14 protein-coding genes are annotated in these 15,689 nt (G+C 43.4%); 1 reads left to right on the forward strand and 13 read right to left on the reverse strand.

Going from position 1 to position 15,689, the window contains the following annotated elements; all coding sequences use genetic code 11:
• Position 1: 1 nt before the first annotated feature.
• From BLS64_RS14295 to BLS64_RS15100, 13 genes are all read right to left on the reverse strand, one after another.
• On the reverse strand, positions 2–979 hold the full coding sequence (locus BLS64_RS14295; protein ID WP_093114422.1) for a methionyl-tRNA formyltransferase: 978 nt from the start codon (positions 977–979) through the stop codon (positions 2–4).
• Positions 972–2,156, reverse strand: a complete 1,185-nt coding sequence (gene pseC / locus BLS64_RS14300) for a UDP-4-amino-4,6-dideoxy-N-acetyl-beta-L-altrosamine transaminase (RefSeq protein WP_093114431.1) — start codon at positions 2,154–2,156, stop codon at positions 972–974. The genes BLS64_RS14295 and pseC overlap by 8 nt, the downstream gene beginning before the upstream one ends.
• A 7-nt stretch (positions 2,157–2,163) precedes the next feature.
• On the reverse strand, positions 2,164–3,180 hold the full coding sequence (pseB, locus tag BLS64_RS14305) for a UDP-N-acetylglucosamine 4,6-dehydratase (inverting) (RefSeq protein ID WP_093114423.1): 1,017 nt from the start codon (positions 3,178–3,180) through the stop codon (positions 2,164–2,166).
• A gap of 3 nt (positions 3,181–3,183) precedes the next feature.
• Entirely contained in the window at positions 3,184–3,525 is a 342-nt protein-coding gene (locus tag BLS64_RS14310; RefSeq protein ID WP_093114424.1) for a phosphomannose isomerase type II C-terminal cupin domain, read from the reverse strand.
• Positions 3,526–3,614: 89 nt separating this feature from the next.
• Complete coding sequence (locus BLS64_RS14315) at positions 3,615–4,616, reverse strand: mannose-1-phosphate guanylyltransferase (RefSeq protein WP_093114425.1); 1,002 nt, start codon at positions 4,614–4,616, stop codon at positions 3,615–3,617.
• Between the two features lie 985 nt (positions 4,617–5,601).
• On the reverse strand, positions 5,602–7,986 hold the full coding sequence (locus BLS64_RS14320; RefSeq protein WP_093114426.1) for a GumC family protein: 2,385 nt from the start codon (positions 7,984–7,986) through the stop codon (positions 5,602–5,604).
• A gap of 1,022 nt (positions 7,987–9,008) precedes the next feature.
• Positions 9,009–10,148: a glycosyltransferase family 4 protein gene (locus tag BLS64_RS14325; RefSeq protein ID WP_093114427.1), complete on the reverse strand. Its 1,140-nt coding sequence runs from the start codon at positions 10,146–10,148 to the stop codon at positions 9,009–9,011.
• 993 nt (positions 10,149–11,141) lie between these two features.
• Positions 11,142–11,711, reverse strand: coding sequence for a UpxY family transcription antiterminator (locus BLS64_RS14330; RefSeq protein ID WP_317039643.1), 570 nt, complete (start codon positions 11,709–11,711; stop codon positions 11,142–11,144).
• 164 nt (positions 11,712–11,875) lie between these two features.
• A complete protein-coding gene (locus BLS64_RS14335; protein WP_093114428.1) occupies positions 11,876–12,250 on the reverse strand; it encodes a four helix bundle protein in 375 nt (124 codons plus the stop codon).
• A 119-nt stretch (positions 12,251–12,369) separates the two neighbouring features.
• A complete protein-coding gene (locus BLS64_RS14340; RefSeq protein ID WP_093114429.1) occupies positions 12,370–13,047 on the reverse strand; it encodes a hypothetical protein in 678 nt (225 codons plus the stop codon).
• A 161-nt stretch (positions 13,048–13,208) separates the two neighbouring features.
• Positions 13,209–13,514 carry a GIY-YIG nuclease family protein gene (locus tag BLS64_RS14345; RefSeq protein WP_093114430.1) on the reverse strand — a complete coding sequence of 102 codons (306 nt, stop codon included), beginning with the start codon at positions 13,512–13,514 and terminating at the stop codon, positions 13,209–13,211.
• Between the two features lie 361 nt (positions 13,515–13,875).
• Positions 13,876–14,634, reverse strand: coding sequence for an SDR family oxidoreductase (locus tag BLS64_RS14350; protein ID WP_093114433.1), 759 nt, complete (start codon positions 14,632–14,634; stop codon positions 13,876–13,878).
• A 148-nt stretch (positions 14,635–14,782) separates the two neighbouring features.
• On the reverse strand, positions 14,783–14,938 hold the full coding sequence (locus tag BLS64_RS15100) for a lmo0937 family membrane protein (protein ID WP_143019338.1): 156 nt from the start codon (positions 14,936–14,938) through the stop codon (positions 14,783–14,785).
• Between the two features lie 512 nt (positions 14,939–15,450).
• Between BLS64_RS15100 and BLS64_RS14360 the strand changes: the two genes are divergently transcribed.
• A partial coding sequence (locus BLS64_RS14360) for a transposase (protein ID WP_143019339.1) occupies positions 15,451–15,689 on the forward strand: 239 nt, incomplete at its 3' end.

The raw sequence follows: 15,689 nt of genomic DNA on the forward strand, positions 1-15,689 counted from the left end.
GTTATTTTAAAAATTTTCCTAACCGGAAAATTTTATTTTGTTGAGTTGATTTTCCATTAACCTCAATCTTCTTAACCAATAAATATCCGTCTTTCAAAGCTACTTTATACATTCCCAGTGAATTTTTACCAAATATCAATCCTTTAGCATGAGGGTGCAATTTTATAGTATTTACAAACTCTGCTTCCAGTATATTGATTTTTTTACCCTCCAGGTAACAGCATGCTCCTTCATGGGGATAACCAAATGCATGAATAAAACGAATTAAATCCTCTCCTGAAAAATTCCAGTTTATAATTCCATCAACTGGAGTACTTAGACGGGGAAAAGTCGTAGCATCCTCCATATTTTGTTTTAATCCTTTAAAACTAGGGTCTTGTAATGCTTTAATGGTCTCGGGCAGCAATGACTTAAAAGTATTCATCCTTATTTTAAACAAATCAATTGGATAGCATAAATCAGGAATTTTGTAATAGCTTTTAGCTATAATATTACCAGTGTCAATACCTGTATCAATGAAATGAACACACCCATATAGTTTTTTTCCCCATTCACCATTTAGTATCATCCAAGAATCACTGGCAGCACCTCGGTATTTAGGTAACGGAGTAGTATGAATATTAAAAACTTTTTTTTTGAATTTTTCCAAAAAAGGTTGTTTAATTATATTTCTACAACCTATGCTAATAATGTACCCTGGATTAATACTCTCTATCCATTTGACTGCTTCTTGGGAGTTTACATCACGGCTTTCTAGAAGAGGAATGTTGTAATCTTCTACAACTTTAAAAACATTATAAGCATGATCTCCATAAATTTCTTTCCTATTTTCCATCATTTGAAGATCATGAGTGTGCTCTTCTTTAGGATGAGTTATAACTCCACCTACTTCATAGCCTAGAGTAGAATTTTCTAATAAAGATTCTATTGTAAATTTCACTCCAACTCCATGACCTAACAGAACAATTTTTTTATTCATAAAAAGCTCTAATTTTTTTTATTACAAAATCTATCTCTAAATCTGTTAATGTTGGAAACATGGGTAAACTAATACATTTTATATAATAGTTTTCGGCATTCGGCATATCTCCTTCCTTCCAACCCAAGTCTCGATAATATGGCATTAAATGGCAAGGGATGTAGTGGATTTGAGCAAATATTTTATGATCTCTTAAATGGTTATAAAGACCTAACCGATCTTTAACCTCGAGAATGTAAAGATGATATGCATGACCTTCAATAACTCCTGTCTGTCCCAGAATGAAATCTTCATTTTTTAATTCATTATAGTAAATATCTGCAATTTGCCGTCGGCGGTTCAAACCTTCTCCTGCTCTCCTTAACTGGCTAATTCCCAAGGCGGCCTGAAAATCTGTTAACCTGTAGTTAAACCCTAGATCCTGCATTTCCATATACCAGCCAGGATAATTATGATTACCACCCGCAAATTCAATTGAGTTACTATACAGTTCATCATTTTTAATTATACCATGCGTGCGAAGCTGAAGTAATTTTTGGTATAATTCTTCATCATTAGTAGTAATCATGCCTCCTTCCCCGGAAGCAATATGTTTCACCGGATGAAAAGAAAATATTGCTAGGTCTGCAAAGTTACCATTTCCGCAGAATTGTTTTTGACCTTTAGAGTCAGTGAAAAATCCTCCAGGGGCATGACAAGCGTCCTCAATGAGCCAGAGGTTATATTCTTTAGCCAGAACTTTATATTCTTCTAAATTCACTGCGCGTCCAGCAAAATCCACGGGAATTATGCCGCTATATGTTCCTTTGGGAGCTTCTTCAAGAAGTTTTTTCACTGAACTGATGTCCAGGAGATAAGTTTCGGGATCAATATCAGCGAATACAACTTCACCACCACAATATCTTACACAGTTCGCTGATGCGGCAAATGTGATAGGAGTGGTAATTACTTTATCGCCTTCTTGTACGCCAAGCGCAAGTGTGGAAAGATGGAGAGCCGCCGTGCCATTCGCAACTGCCACTGCATACTTACTTCCTGTATAATCAGCAAAAGCTTTTTCAAATTCAGCAATCTTTGGTCCCTGAGTAAGATAATCTGATTTTAAGGTTTCAATAACCGCTTGTATGTCTTCCTCAGTAATATTTTGCCTCCCGTAAGGTATAGAGTTATTCGTCATAATTTGGTTATTGTACAACTTCGAAAGTTTCATCCACATGCTCTTTTATTAAAGAACGCAGTGACTCCACAGTTTCCCATTCTGTATTTTCTCCCGAATTGTATTTGAAGCCTAACGGTACTTTTTTGGCATCAAATTCTCCAATGAATTCTTCTAAACTCCATCGGGGATTTGACGGTAGTATTGCGTAATACCTTCCTAAGTCATAAGTATAAAATGAATCTGAAGGAGTGATCATTTCTTCATGAACTTTTTCTCCAGGTCTGATTCCAACTATTTTCTTTTCACAATCCGGACCGATCGCTTCTGCTACATCCATTATTTTATAAGAAGGAATCTTTGGAACAAAAAGTTCCCCTCCCCATGCATGTTCCAGGGCGTGCATTACCATATCAACACCTCCTTGTAATGAAATATTAAACCTAGTCATTTCTGGGTCGGTGATGGGTAATACTCCTTCCTTCTGTTTATTAATGAAGAATGGGATGACCGAACCATTTGAACCCATAACATTTCCATAACGCACTACTGAGAATCGGATTGGGTTCCATCCTTTAATGTTGTTGGCTGCAATAAAAAGTTTGTCTGAAGTAAGTTTTGTTGCACCATATAAATTAATTGGAGCACAAGCTTTATCTGTAGATAATGCAACTACTCTTTCAACTCCAGTTTCCAAAGAGGCATGAACTACATTTTCAGCTCCACCAATATTCGTTTTTATACATTCATCCGGATTGTATTCGGCTATAGGCACATGTTTCATGGCTGCAGCATGAATGACGTAATCTACATCTTTAAAGGCTCGTATTAATCTTTCCTTATCGCGAACATCTCCAATTAAAAATCGTAATTGAGGATACTGATGTTGGGGATATTCCTGAGCCATTTGAAATTGCTTCTGTTCATCCCGAGAGAAAATTACTAGCTTTTTTACGTTTGGATACTTATTCAGTATGTGATTGGTTAAAGCCTTTCCTAAAGACCCTGTTCCGCCTGTAATTAAAATTGTTTTTCCGTTAATCATGATTTAATTCCTGTTATAGTCGTCTTCTATTCGTACAATATCGTCTTCTCCGAAGTAGGTTCCGTGCTGTACCTCTACGAAAACACATTTTTTATCGGTGGGGTTTTCGATGCGGTGCTTCGCGCCCAAAGGAATGATGGCCACTTCTCCCGCTTTATAATCTTTTACCTCTCCGTCTAAAGTGATCCTGCCCACGCCTTCTACAATGGTCCAGACCTCCGCCCGCTTGTGATGATACTGATATGATAAGCGACCACCCGGGTTTACTTCGATTCTCTTTACTTTGTGTGTGGCTGAGTCATCCAAAACCCAGTACTGCCCCCAGGGCCTTACATCATGTTCCATTTTTTAAATAAGATTAAGCTGATTATAGCGGATTACACGGATTATTAAGGTGCGGATTCCATTGATTGATATAGATTCCGCGGATTGATTTAGTTTATGAGTAAAGATTTCTCTTGTTCGAGTTTCTGATAAATATTTTTCACATCCTGTGAAGCCTCTTTTTGCAGGACCAGGTTAGCATCTTCGGTGAAGACCAGGATGCTGTTCTTCAATCCTATGAAAGCTGTGAAACTGTCACTCCCGATGACCATATTACCAAATTCATCTACAGCGTGGCCCTGTTCTTTTAGGTAATCATAGACTGCTTCAAAGCTGCCCATGTCGCTCCATTCAAAAGCTGAGGGAACGACCTTGATACGATCGCTCTTTTCCATTACAGCATAATCTACGCTAATGGAAGGAATTTCCAGGGATGAAGTTTCTTCCAGATGATGATCCTTTGCGGCTTCAAAAGCTTCCAGGGATTTCTGATAAACTTCAGGAGTATATTTCTTTAATTCTTCTAGGAAGACTCTTGCTTTAAAGCAGAACATGCCGCTGTTCCAGAGGAAATTTCCTGTGGCTATGAAATTTTCAGCGGTTTTCAGGTCGGGTTTTTCCCTGAAGGAAAGCACCTCATTTTCCCGGTATTCAATGTATCCAAACCCGGTTTCCGGTTTTGTCGGTTGAATCCCAAAGGTGACAAGGTTATCCTGTTTTGCCAGGTCAATGGCTTTTTGCACAGCCATGGAATATTCCGGTCCTTCCTTGATGATGTGATCGGCCGGGGTAACCAGCAAAATATCTTCAGGTTGTGCTGCAAAAGCGGCAAAAGCGATAGCGGGAGCCGTGTTCCTTGGTGTGGCCTCTACAATATCTGTATACTCAGTGATACCTAGTTTCTCAAGGCCGACTTCAGAAAGCTGCCGGTTTCCCTGATTTCCAACTACTATCAACCCATCCGAGAAAGCAGCATTACGTTTCACTGCTAATTGGAATAATGAGTGATCAGAAAAAATATTCAGATATTGCTTTGGCCGGGATTGCCTGGAAAGGGGCCATAGTCGGCTTCCTACTCCTCCGGTCAATATTACGTGCAAAACTTTTGACATAGGTATGGTGCTAAAAAAAGAAACTTAGATCCAGTTGCTGGTTATGTTTGCGGGCGTTCCGCCTTATGATCCCTACACTGCCACAGCACTAAATTCTGTAGGGAGTGAATTTTTGCTGTGGGGTTTGGAGTGTTGGTTATTTTATGTTTCGTCTTTTCAGCAGGGTAGGGGCTGCTTGAAAATGATTGGTGACTGGTTGATCGGGGATTGGTTAATTGGGGATCGGGGATTGGATATTTAGTGATTCTTGTCCAGTCTCTAATCCCTGATCTCCGTTCTCCTCCCGCGCCTGCGGCGGGTACGGCTTCGCCGTTCCGGGTCCCATTTTTCATGAGAGACGGTCGGTGAAAGCATGAAAAAACCCGATGAACGGAAGCTTTTTCAAAGCCGACTGCAAATATATTGTTTCACAATTCTTTAACACAAATTTTAGAAGTTAAAAACCCTTTGAAGTTATTAACAATAACGAGTGATGAAGTGATCATGTGACCTTGTGATGTTGTGAAAGGGGAGCGGTGATTTGCTAAGTGGGGATTGGTTGTTCTGGAGTCAATAAACAATTAACAATGATCAATAATTAGTTTTTCAAATTGGAACTATCCTTGAACAACAAACAACAAACAACGAACAGCAAAACACTCCATTCCTTCGTCACTTCCTTACTTCATCACAGCAAAAAAGAGATCTCTCGTCGCTGCTTTTCCCTGCTGGTCAAATCAGCACAGTAGAGGTGATAAACCATGTCGAAAGACTTTCTTTTCCATTCATCTGTGTGGGCCTATCGAAAGTTTATCGTAAAATTTGAGATGAGGCTTCGCGAAATTTTAGGCTGTTTGAGCCAAACGCTTATTTCTAATTAGTAAAAATTAAAAAGGCGAGTTCCTAAAATTTAGAAGCCGAATGAAAAATTTAGATACACTTTCGTAAGCCCTAGACTTTTTTGGTTCTTTTTTGGGCGATGCAAAAAAGAACAGGAATAAAAAGGTTACAAGCTCCAAAACGCTGCTTTTCTCGTTAACCTCTTCCAAAGCGGAACCGTTTCCTCTCCATAGGTGTACCCGTATTTATTACCGTAACCAAATTCGGAGGTATCCAGCCCGTTCAGGATGAGCCCGATGTTCTCTAATTTTCCTTCTTCCTTAGCGTGGGCTACGAAATCCAGTAGTTTTCGGTCGGTATAATTGGCGCGTACTACATACAGGTTCAGGTCCACATGTTCGGTGATAAGGAAGGAATCCACTACCGGCATTGTAGGCGCCGAATCGATGATCACGTAATCATACAGGTCTTCCAGTTTTTCTATGAGGGTTTTCATGGCCGGCCTGTTCAGCAATTCGGTTGGGTTCGGGGGAATGCTCCCCGAAGCCAGGATATCAAAGCTCTCGTGCTGTCCTGATGGTTTGATCAGTTCTTCCAGGCCAAGTTCAGGGTCTACAAGGTAATCGCTGATCCCTCTGTAGCCGGTGCTTTCGGGAATGAAACGCTGCAATTGCGGATTCCTAAGGTCGGCTCCCAGCAGGATCACACTCTTCCCGCTGTGTGCGAGGGTGATGGCCAGGTTGAAGGAGGTGAAGGTCTTGCCCTCTCCCTTAATGCTAGAGGTCACCATGATACAGGTACCGTTGGTTTTACTGCTGCTCTTTACCAGGTATTGTAGGTTGTGCAGCAATATTCTAAATGCTTCTGCCAGCATGGAGCGGTCATTTCGCTGAATGAGCTCCGGATTATTTTTGGTGATCTTTGGCAGCTCACCCAGGATCGGAAAATTCTTCAGGTCTGTTTCCAGGTCATGACGGGACCGCACTTTATTGTTCAGTAAATTCTTGAGGTAGATAATTAAAAACGGAACCAGCATTCCTAAAATTAGGGCTGCCAAATACATGATCTTCGGCTTGGGTGACACCGGTGCATCTGAGCTTCTGGCGTGATCCACGATCTTCGCTTTAGGGGCAGTGGCCGCCAGGGAAAGCGAATTATCTTCCCTTTTCTGAAGCAGGAACAAATACAAACTCTCCTTGATCTGCTGTTGTCTCTCGATATTGCGGTATTCCATTTCCTTGACCGGAACCGCAGCAATCTTTGAGCCTATCAAAGCGGTCTCCCGGTTCAGGTTGTCCTGGGCTATTTTTAGATTCGCACGCAAGCGGGTAAGGCTGTGGTGAATGTTCTGTTTCAGTTCGGCGATCTGCTCATTGAGGGTGATGATCACCGGGTTCTTTTCGGTGGAGCCTTTCAAGATGCGGTTGCGCTCCAGGATCAATTCATTATAGCTGTTGATCTCTTCGTTGGCCATATTCTCATCGATTCCCAGGTTGGCCGGTAGCAGTCCGGAGGAAGAACCGTTCTGCATGAATTCGAGCATGGCATCGGCAAGCTCGATCTGGGTGGCCAGTTCCTGCTGACGTTTTTTGTTTTCGGTGGCGCTGGTCAGGAAGACCTGCGACTCAGCCTGCAGGTCGGTAAGCTTATTATTTTCCTTGAATTCCACCTTCCCGGTTTCCACCGTCGCCAGCTCTTCATTGATGATGCCTAAGCGTTCATTGATGAAGTCTGCCGTGTTCAGGGCCAGCAGATTCTTGTCTTCAATGGCCTCCCTGTTATACTCGCGCACCAGTTGGTCCAGGATATCCCGTGCTTTTTCACGAACAGGGTCCTGCAACTGAAGTTCGATAAGACTGGCATTCTTTTCTACTAATTGGACCTGGAGTTCCTCCTGGTAAGCGTCGGCTACTTTTTCGGGCAGGTTCAGGCTTAAGAACAAGGCTCCTTCGAGATCTGCAGAGTGTTCATTTCTTCGGAAGCTCACCGTCGCGAACCCCAGGTTCACAGGTTCATTAAAGTCTGCCTTGTATTTCCTTTCATCTGAAAGCCGGAAGACCTCCAGGGAATTGTCATTTTTAAGTTCTATTCTGAAGCTGCTCGCTCCTGTATCTTCCAGGTCCATGAACTTTTCCCTGTCCAGGCTTAGCACCTGGGCGGTTACCGGACTAGTGCCGTACAGCTCTTTGTCCTGGAAAAATCCTTCAGAAAAATAACGCACGTTCAGGTCCAGCTCCTTCACCACGTTTTCCATGAGTCGGTACGACCTAAGGATCCCGATCTCGTTTTCAATACTGTTGGTGTTCATCCCGCCCAGCATTCCGAGTTCGGTAAAGGCTTCCAGGCCGCTTGTCGGGTTCTTGTCTTCTTCCTTGATGAGGATGGTGGCGGTGGTGGGATATACCGGAGTCATGAACTTAAGCACTACAAAACATGCAGCTACCGCGGCAATTATACAGGCCAGGAACCAGGGCCAGTAGCGAAGGTATTTTTGTAGTTCTTCTCGCAGGTCTATTTCCGCCTCAGCGGGTGTGTTTTGATGATTGGACATTTGTTAATTGGTAGTCGTTAGTCTGTAGTCGGTAGTCTGTAGTCAGTAGTAGTCGTTAGTTTGTAGACGGTATTTTTAAAGCTGTGAATCGGTGATTGGTTAATTGGTGATTGGTTAAATGGTGATTGGTTAATCACTTTTATCTATTCTCCATTCTCCATTCTCCGATCCCCGTTCTCCGGTCCCATTCTCCGATCCCCGTTCTCCTTCCGCGCTTAGCGCGGCACGGCTTCGCCGCCCCGACTCCCATAAGGAGCCAGATGAAAAAGCATAGAAGATCGATAAAAAGCGCCGACAAAGATACCTGCTCTTCAGCCTTTTACGCAACGATTAACTGTTAAAAATTTAGGGAATTTTTCTGCAGTATTAAAGCATCTGCAAAAATAAGGTAGATAATCTAATTATATTACGGAAAACCATGATAATTATTATATGAATGTAAGAAAAAATTGTTAAGTAAATGTTATAGAAATATGAATTACAGGAGATTAGCCGAAAGAAAAATCTGTAGGAATTGATTTGAAATTTTTATCAACAATGACTGACTCGTGTTGCGGGTTGCCGGCTGCGGGATGCGTGTCTCGGGTTACTGGGAAATGACTAATCGGAGATTGGTTAACTGGGGAATGGTTAATCGGGGAATGGAAGTTCGGTTCTCAGTTCTCGGTTCGCCGTTCTTAGTTTCAGCGCCCGTCGTAGGGTAAGTTAAGGAAAGTCATCTTTTTCAATTCAGCGGATATCTGCGAGATCTGCGGGAATTGAATGTTGCCTGTTCCGGGTTGCCTGTTGCGGGAATGGTTGGTCCGGGATGGTTAACTTATTTGTTTTTGACCTTTTACGATTTATGACTTCTAATCTCCAACTTCTAACTTCCAACTTCAAGCTTCACTCCGTCGCTCGATCACAACGTTACTGGAAAGAGGAGATCTCTCGTCGCTGATTTTTCCTTTCGGTCAATCAGCTCGACGATTAAAGTCCCCTTTAAGGGGATTTAGGGGTTAAACCACAAACAACAAACAGCTTTACTCCGTGACCACCTTGGAAGTAACTGCCATTTTTCTAACAGCGATATTCTTCAGAATAGCAAAAAGCCCAAAGGCTGAAGCATAAAAAGAAAATACCAGCCCAGCCAGCCACAGGTGCGGAAGCATTCTAGAGAACTGAAGGAAGAAAACGATCACCCCTAAATTCATTAAGCCCATTACTAAAGAAGCTTTTCGATGGGAAAGTCCCAGATCCAGCAACACATGGTAGGAATGATTTCTGTCGGCTTTGAAGAGTCGGCTACCGTTTTTTACTCTGACCGCGACCACCCGCAGGGTATCAAAGATCGGTATAAAAAGAATGCAGGCCAGGAACAGGAGTCGGTTTGCCGGACTGTATCCTTCAGCCATCAGGTTGGCCTGGGGCTTCATTCCGATGAATTTAACACTCAAAAAAGCCAACAGCAGGCCTATTACCATGCTGCCGGAATCGCCCATGAAAATTTTCTTCTTCCGGGAGAAATTGAATCGCAGGAAAGCTGCCAAAACCCCCAGAATGCTGATGCTCACAAGCAGGTCAAAGGAATGTCCGGTAGTATAGAAGATAAAACCGAAGGTAGCGGAGATGATCATTCCTGTCGCCCCGGCCAGTCCGTCAATTCCGTCAATCAGATTGTACGCATTGATCAGGGCGATGACTATGAATAACTTTATGAAAAGTCCCATGAGAGGGTGAATTGCATGTACTCCTAAAAAGCCGTGCAGGTTTTCCAGCGCAAGGGCAGGGGAAAAGATGAGGAACATGGCCGCCGTCATCTGCCCCAGCAGTTTCACTTTGGCCGATGACTCTACCATGTCATCCCTAAGGCCTACCATGAACAGCAGGGTAATGGCAGCGATAAGGTGGTTGCCTTCAAAACTTAGCCTCATGGTCTGCACAATGGAAAGCACCAGCATGAGACTGATGAAGAATGCCACTCCGCCAAAAGCAGGCACCGCCGTTTTATGTACGCTGCCGGCATTCACAGTCGCCATTAGGTCTTTTTGGTTGCTTACCCAGATCACTTTGGGGATGAGATAATAAGTGAGGGCAAAAGTGATAAGAAACACACTGCCGATAAATAATTCGTAGTGGGAGCGGAAAAACTCTAGGATCACTTCCTGATCGAGGATGTTCATAACGGGTACATTAGGTTAGGATCCGATCGGGTAGGGGGCGATGGGTTAATTATAACTGACTGCAAATATCTGCCTTAACATATCTTTAAGACAAATTTTGTTTGTTAAAAAATTATTCTTTTTTTCAACAAGTTGAGTTCTGAGCAAAAATATAGTAGTTCCTGAGAAGGTCTTTACGGGAAAACGTAATTTTTAGAGGACAGAGGACAGAGGACAGAGGACAGAGGACAGAGGGCAGTGGGCAGAGGACAGAGGAAAGTGGGGATGGGTTAATTGGGGAATTGTTAATCGGGGATTGGTTAACTGGGGATTGGAAGTTTGGTTCGCAGTTCTCGGTTCTCAGTTCTCTAGTTGCTTACCCACCACAGCGTAGGTTTATCTTATTAATTAATCCGATATCCACGAGATCAGCGGGGAAACATGGTTGCCGGTTGCGGGTTGCCTGTTGCGGGTCTCGGGCTCTTGGAGAATGATTAATTGGAGAATGGATTGCAGTTGTCGGTTGTCGGTTCTCTGTTGTCGGTTATGGAAGGGTATCTCAGACTGAGCCCGACTGAAAAGAGGAAAGGCCTGTCCTGAGCCTTGTCGAAGGGTCGAAGTTGCTTCTGAGTGAACATTTCCTTTTGTTCTTGTCATTGCGAGCGTAACGCAGTGAAGCGTGCCTGCCTGCCGGTAGGCAGGGCAATCTGCCGTAGTTTTGCTGAATAGGGTCGGGTAGCAAATGAACATCCTGCAATTCAACGTGAGATTGCTTCGCTCGGTAATTATTTGGTTTCAAGAAAGTATCGTTTACTCGCCTGTCTGCCGATAGGCAGGCTCGCAAAGACGGTTTTAATGACATTTTTATCTAGAAACCACAAACCCCGTGGTCACTTGTTCACTTCATCACAGCATCACATCACAAAAGAGATCTCTCGTCGCTGCTTTCCCCTTCGGTCCAGCAGCTCTGTTGAGATGACAATGAACCACAAACCATAAACAACTAACAACAAACTACTCCAGCGCCTCCGAAACCTTGACGCTCACCACGCATTCCAGGCTTTTTAGTACCAGCCTAAGGCGTTTTCTTCCAACCTTGTCAATGATGGCTTCCTGTCCTTTAAAGCTGCCGCTTGAGATAGTGATCTTGTCGCCGGGGGTGAGGTGGCCTATCTCCACGTCTTCCACCCGGTCATCCTCCAGCCAGCGTTTGATGGTCTCGATCTCCACATCGCGGATGATTGCCGGTTTTCCCAGCCAGAAGATATACTGTACGACTCCCGGAACATCAAAGACCCTGGCGCGTTCTTTTTCCGTAAGCCTGACAAAAACATAGGATTTAAAAAGGGGAGTGGTGACCTTCTTTTTGCGGTCGCTCCACTGGCGGACCTCAGTAACCGTAGGACAGTAACATTCTATGCCGTTCTCTTCCAGTTCCTTCGCCACCTTCTTTTCCCATCTGGGTTTGGTGTACAGCGCATACCAGTTCATAAAGTTCTTTTCGTTTCGCAATTTTTCGATCTGATCTCCGTAGGGGTATGCACTCTGAAGTGCCGGGAGTCGCAGCCTTCTGCTGCTGAACAAAAGTAAGGATTTGAGGTTGGAAATGGAAATTTTTCGCAGTTGGAGAATGGTTAAATGGGGAATGGTTAATTGGGGAATGGTTAATTGGGGAATGGTTAATTCTTTAATTGTTTATTTCAATCCAACTGTCTGATTTTTGTTCTCCAATCCCTAATCTCTGATTACTATTGTTCCGCATTCTGCTTTCTCAGATACCTGATATACCCATTCAATAGTCGAATGCAGGAATCAGATTTATCCCGAATCTCCTGAAGAGTTTCTTCTGAAATATAGTTCCAGGAATGGGCTTCTAATGAGTGGTCCAGGATTTCGGCTACAGAGCCTCGGGCATTTAGCAAAAACTTAATATTTTCTTTATAGTGATATCGGCCCCAGCCTTCAGCTATATTCGCGGTTGCCGATCGTGATGCTCTTAAGATCTGAGAGTAAAGTTCAAAGCGTTCGGTCTTTGGCAGCTTAGGAAGGATCTCCTGCCGAATAAATAGCTTTAGTTCATTACAACTCTTCCAACATTCTAGCTTTTCGAAGTTTTCTGCCATTAATTATACAAGTTAAATAGTACTGGGTCATGTTGGACGTGCTTGAAAAAGTCCAATCCCCAGTCACAAATCACCAATCCCTTTTCCGAATTTTCCAATCCCCGTTCCCCAATCACCAATCACTCTGTCTTTATCTCAATGCCATCAAAGAAAAGTTCAAAACTCCCATCCTCATTCCTATGCCTTGTAGCGATCTTGACCCCCTTGAGATCTTCGTACTCTTCCCATGTAGCGGCAAAAGGATTCTCTTCGGAACCACCCGATTTGTATACCCACTCCTTGATGATATGGTCGTCGTCAAAATAGACCTCATAAACATCTCCCGGAGTATACCCGGCACCTGCCGGATAGGTTACGATTACCCGCTCCATGGTTTCTCCGCTGATAGGCGCAGTAGCTTCCTCCTCATGCTGCCACTTCATTTCATCCCACACCAGGTGGAAAGGGAACAAAAGCCAGTACTGGTCATTGATGAACCGCTGATCGACCCACTCGTGGGCAGCGGCCTCTGATTTGTGATTGTAGGTTACTGTGGAATCCGGAGTGGTGAGGGTAACCGTATTGGTCTTTGGTTCCCACGTCCACGCTCGACTTGTTCTTAAGCTGTCGTTTACCTTTACGTTGAAGGTATATTTGAGCTCGGTTATATTGTCAAAGTTTTCCAGTCCATTCGCGTTCGCGATCTTTTCAACGACGGTAGGTTCTTTTTCAGGTTCAGAATGTTTTTCTTCAGGTTCATTTTTGCAGCCGGATAGAATCAGAACAAAGGCTGTTAAGAGAGTGTAGTAGTTTTTCATTTGGTGGGAAGGTTTAGGAGACTAAAATAGTGATTTTATGTATCAAACTTTCCTCAGGCTTTGAAACTACTTTGTCAGACTGAGCCGATTTGCAGGCCGGTAGGCAGTTAATCGAATAGTCGAAGTCCTTTTGAAAGTGATATTTCATTTTTTGTTTTGGCTTACTCAAGTTTGTTTGAATTATACTTATTTTTTGAATATTCCACCAGTTTCTCCCAATCTTCCTCAATTAGAGCTAATTTTTTTCTGTGACTCCAACCCTTTAATTGTTTTTCAATAGCAATAGCATGGTTTGGATCGGTGAATTGTTCAACCCATTGAAGTTCGACCGGTCTTCGTTTATAAGTATATGATTCTCGATCATAACCTTCTTTATGTTGCTGGAGACGTTTATCCAGGTTAGATGTAAATCCTGTATAATAGGTATTATCTGAGCATTTCAATATATATACGAAGTAAAATTTCATAGTGGAATTACAGGTTTATCTAAAAGAGCACTTCGACTAATCCTCCTGCTATCGCAGTCGGGCTCAGTGTGACAATCGTTTCTATACCATGAACAATAAACCATCCTCCTTTGCTTTTTAGCTTCGAAGGACAAGCAAACCACAAACTACATCATCACTCCTTCACATTACCACTATAAAGAAGGAGATCCCTCGTCGCCTTTCAGGCTCCGTCGGGATGACTTTTTCATACAACAATGATCAATTAGCAGTGATCAGAGAAGTCCCCCTTTAAAGCTTGTCCCGAAGTATTGAGGGAGGATTTAGGGGTTAAACCACAAACAACAGCATCACTCCATCACTTCATCACTTCATCACTGCTTCAAATCGCCTTCACGCTCATTCCTCCATCCACGACAATGTTCTGCCCGGTGATGTATGAGGATTTATCCATGGCCAGGAAAGCGATCACCGAAGCCATTTCCTCCGGTTGGGCGACCCTCTTTAGCGGAGTCATGTTTAGAATGGAACGCTTCCGGTCTTCCTGCTGGAGTACGCTGTCGGTTAGCGGAGTGTGGGTGTACCAGGGAGAGACGGCGTTCACGCGGATATTCTCTTCCGCCCATTCCACGGCCAGGCTGCGGGTCTGTTGCAGTAATGCGGCTTTTGACATGGCATAAGGGGTTCCTGAACCCACGTCTTGTGTGGCGGCAGAGGAGGCGACATTGATCACCTTTGCGCGGTGTGCTTTTTTAAGCTGCGGATAAAGATGCATGGAAAGGGCAAAAGGCGCGAACATGTTTATCTCCAGCACTTTTCGGTATTCTTCTTCGGAATATTCCAGCGCCTTCTTGCGGATGTTCGTGCCGGCGTTGTTTACCAGAATGGTTAGCGCCTTCCAGTTGTTCTCTATCCAGTGTAGGATCTTCTGCCGGTCATCGGCAAGGGTGACATCAGCTATCATTCCTTTTACTTTATGGCCCTTGCCTAAGAGTTCATCTTCCAGTTTAATGATATCCTCCCCGTTTCGGGCGGTGAACAAAACTTCGGCTCCCAGTTCCAAAAACTCAAGCACAGTAGCCCTTCCTATACCCTTAGACCCGCCGGTTACCAGCGCGGTCTGTCCTTTTAAATTCCACATGTCAATCAAATTATGTTTAGAAATCAGTTTTAACAAAGAAGGCCACCCAGGTGACCGAATTCCGAAAATTACAAACCGTGCCATACGAGGCAGATCCGGAATTCTCCATCGGTTCCTGAAGGTGACCTGTTACAGTTATCTGGTTTTGCTACAGACTTCTGCCTGTAAGCAATTTGTAGATGATCAGGATCACTGCGATCACGATCAGTATATGGATAAGGCTTCCAATATCGGGAAAGGCAAAAAAGCCGATCAGCCATCCAATGATCAATAAAACGATGATAAGCCAAACTAGATCTCTCATAGGTCGATTATTTATGCAGCCCACGGACTGCTGGTTAGATTTAATTCTTCGGAAGGAATTGAAAACCGAATGATTCTCACGCTTCAGTTCCAATTCCGCACCTTTTTATCAGTTTTACTTTAAAACATCTAATAAATGTACGAAAGCTTTTGTTTTCCTGTTGCCCTTTTAACGGAGGTTTAACCGTTGTGTAGTGATGGAGTGATCTAGTGAAGGAGTGATGGAGTTATGTAGTGATGTAGTGAAGGAGTGAACCTGTGACGGAGTAACCCACCGATGAAGTGACGAAGTGCTCTGTTGAGGAGGTAAAATCAATATCTTTATTCGCCGGAACTCTAGTGAGGGAATCCCCAATCCCCGATCACCGAAGCCTAATCAAACTCCAAACAATGCTCCTTCGCTCTTTCTGAGCTTCGGAGGACAAGCAAACCCCAAACCCGAATCCACAGCCTTAAACTGTCGGGTACTGAAATAGGTTGACCGTTTTACGGAGTTTAAAACAACTCAGTATTATGGCAAAACCACAAGATTTTTCTAAAGAATCGTCACAACGAGTAAATCGTTATTTTAGTGATAGCTTTAAGCGTAAAAAAGTTCGGGAAATTGAAAGGAACCTCACCACAGTTTCAGAGGTTAGCAAAGAGTATGAAGTGTCTACAACGGCAGTTTATAAATGGCTGGACAAATACTCCCGTGATCGCAAAAGAGGTGTAAAACAAGTTGTAGAACTTATGAGTGATACCCGTAAAAT

This window comes from Salinimicrobium catena (assembly GCF_900102915.1).
In the GTDB taxonomy this organism is placed as follows: domain Bacteria; phylum Bacteroidota; class Bacteroidia; order Flavobacteriales; family Flavobacteriaceae; genus Salinimicrobium; species Salinimicrobium catena.